The 3500-nt window shown below is 46.3% G+C and carries 1 protein-coding gene; it reads left to right on the top strand.

All coding sequences use genetic code 11. The annotated features are described in order from the left end of the window. Window positions 1-70 precede the first annotated feature (70 nt). A partial coding sequence (locus KDK18_RS01120; RefSeq protein WP_257252584.1) for a hypothetical protein occupies window positions 71-3500 on the top strand: 3430 nt, incomplete at its 3' end.

Here is a 3500-nt window from a genome sequence, read left to right as displayed (position 1 = left end):
TGAGTGAATTTAGTTCAAAATGGCAAATCCGCTAGCTATTGGGCGAATTTAGCTTGAATACGAAGATAAAGTGGCTGCGTTTGCGCTGGCAAACTATGAATCTCTGCTGCAGGCATTGAGCAGTGCTACTCCAGACCGGGCAGGTGAATTTGAACTCACACCGGAACAAATCAGAGCCGCTTCAACAGTCATCACGCCAACCTGGATGCAGAGCCAACTTCTAAAACACTTCAGCTTCAAACCTGCACTTAGAGATCTTCTAACGAACCCGCATTCTGTTGAGAAGATTCTGAAGCATATACCCATTGTCGCCAAATCAGTGACCAATATTTTATACAAAAACAAAAAGTTTGCTTTCCATTTCCTGGACAACATGGTCAGAAAGCTCACTGAGGTAGACAGCGAGCTCGAAGAGCTACTTCAGGCAGTCGAACTCCGCCAGCTTGAATATAAGCAGCAGCACGAATCGGATCCAGCCGATGCCAGTGATGAGATAAAACTGATAGCGCAAGGAATCCATCGGATGATTAAGGATAAACTTGCACAGATTCTTGTGAAGCTGAACGATCAGAGAAGCCTGCAACAGTCGCTTATTCAGGAAATCGAACGAATTCCTCTGCTGAGACAACAAGTTCCTGATGCCAGAAAAAAAGCCAGAAGTGTTTACAACTCCGGACTGGCGATACAACTTGGCATAGATGACTGGGATGACGCCCAACCACTGGAAAGGCAAGCCAGACGGCTCTTGGAGAAAATTGATGACAAGTGCAGCGAGGTTCTCAAAACACGTTATCACTCAACGGAACAGGCTGATGATGGTGCTGTAAAAGCAAAACTGGCTGCGATTGAAGGCCAGCTTGGTATCACTCCCATCAATGAAAACGATCTGGATGACCGCTACCGGTCCATTCAACAGCACCTGATATATAAAACAGAACAGATCATAGGGGATGACCCCTTCATACTTATCATTAAACAACGGCCCGGCGGCGGCCTGGTCCCGTTCGACGAAGCTGACCTGCAGGCCCGTGACCAGGTCAATAAGCAACAAAGCGCCCTCACAGAGGCTGAAAAAGCAGCTGAAATCAAAGCTCGCTTTGCCGTCATTGCGGAACATTTAAACATTCAGAATTTTCGTGGCGATGCAGATATTGACACTCAGCTGGCACTTCTGCTTGAGAAAATTAAGTCAATGAAATCTCATCAACCAAGACTTATGAATCTGAGTACCCGCCAAAATGACCCGCTTGAAAAATACCGCACAAAGAATATTCAAACCGAACAAATGAAGTTTCAGCATTTACTGAACAGACCCGTTCAAAACAGGTACGGTGAAGCTGACATCAAACGCCTGCAGGGCACTGTGGCAAATACTTTTGGTATAGAACTGGAAAACCCCGGAACAAAAGGCCAGATAGCCAGACTTGAAATTCTTGAGAAACTGGATGCCGTAGAAAAAGCCCTAATCCCGGCAATAAAGCGTAGTCTCTTCGACGATGTAAGAACCAGATATAACGAGATTGCCCATCATCTTGGCATTGAGGACTATAAATACGCTGCCCCCGATATTGTTAAGATCCATCTCATTAAAGAAGAACTCAAAAAGCTGTCTGTAAAACTTTTTGCACTGGGTGACCCTGACGTTAATGAGCGTATCGCAACCATTAATGCTGAACTTAACTGGCAAATGGCTCGTCTGGGATCTAAACCCCGATATGTTCTTGATCGTGAGGTAGCCAGAGCCAAAGGAGACATTGAAGAAGCTGAAACTGAGCTGGAGGAACTTCATCGCAAACTGGATGCTATTCATCGTAAAGAAGTGGCATTCACACATTCTACCGACGTCCACCCTGACACAGATAAAGATATCACGGTTCTCAATCAGGCAATGAAACACACTCAGACCGGGTCAAGCCTGACTCAGGGTGATAATCAAACCCCAAAAGACCAATTAGACGGCATTGAACGTTTTATTCAGAAAAGCGAAGACGGTTCAGGAAGACGAGTCGAGATCGTTCAGAAACTGATAGCTACTATTAGAAATCTGAAAATCCCCTTTGATAATGACCCTGATAATCTGTCTGAAGAAGATTACATCAATGCCATAGTAGACTATGCAGCCTCTTACGGTCGGGATAAGGCCGATGAAGTCGATTACCTGGGCAAATTGCCTGAAACCAGGAGACAGTACACTCAAATCACGGAGTTCCTCCATGAGCACGATTTTAGAAAAATGGAATTGGCCTATGCACAGGACGGTGAAAAGCAGGCACAAGAGGAACTGGACACTAAAAATCGGGCGATTGACCATTCCAGAAACATCGATCCGGAAACTAAAACCAAACTTAAAGACGAAAGAGATGCGCAGGCCTTGATTCTGGAATGGAGAAAGGCAGTAGTATCAGAAGCTCAGGCAAATCTGGAGGTTCATGGAGCGTCTCTCAGAGTTATTGAGGATGACGTGGGTCTCAAGCCAGAGCCCACTGCCCGCTTGGCTGAGCGTGTTGATGCCCTGAGAAATAAACAGGTGCAACTGGGAGGGCTCGATGGTACTGGCGGCATGATTCAGCAACTGACCGAGGAACAGGACAGTCTGAACAGAGAAATAGAAATCAGAAAAGCGCGAATAGTGATCTTAAAGGGAGTTTTGGAATCGGCAGAAGAGGCTATCGAAAATGAGGGTGTTTCCTTCCAGTACACGCCGGGACAAGCAAAAATACTGACCGAAATACACACCTACATGGGCGAACATTCATTCAGGAAACAGGCTCTGGAAGCCGCAATGGGTCTGGCGAAATCAGCTGAACTAAGCAGTAAGTCAATACCCAATCTTCAGACTTTTGACTTAGATGATGAATTTGCACCGATTCGCTTGCAGGCATTGGTGGGAGATCATATGACGTTTGACCGGGCCAGACGGACTGTGGAAATCTTCAAAAATCTGAAGACGACATTCACGATCAGGCCCACAGAAGATCAGTCTCTGAATCCGCTGGGAGAAGCCCAAAAGCTGGCGGAAAGGGCAAGAAGTCACATTAAAACCGGGCCACAACACTATGACGATGAAATCCACAGCATGGGCGAAGCCGCTATTCACTTCATCGAGCATGAACCAAGGGATCTGAAAAGCTTCTCGGAATACTTTGCTGCCCATTCTGTCAGTGGCAACAGGATTATAGCTCTGCTGAGTGAAAGTCTGATCAGTAAGGTTGAATTAGAGAACTATATGGAGGCCATCAGAGGTGTCGACGAATATCAGACAATGGCTGAATTTGAACACTTTCTTGGTTATAAACACGGCGTCAAGGTGCCTGAGTTCCAAAAGGTTGTCCGGATGCTGTCCGACAGAGGTACTAAGGAATTTATGCACAGTGCCTTTACTCCTGTGACAGCCACTGGCACGACGGGCATGAAAGAATCTGTTGCAGGTATGAAAGTTTACGCGGCTGCGGTCATCGCCAACTACGTTCTTGACGATATTGCCTTTGAAAACGGCCGCA

The sequence above is a fragment of the Endozoicomonas sp. SESOKO3 genome (assembly GCF_024606255.1).
This window is presented reverse-complemented; position numbering and strand designations above follow the sequence as displayed.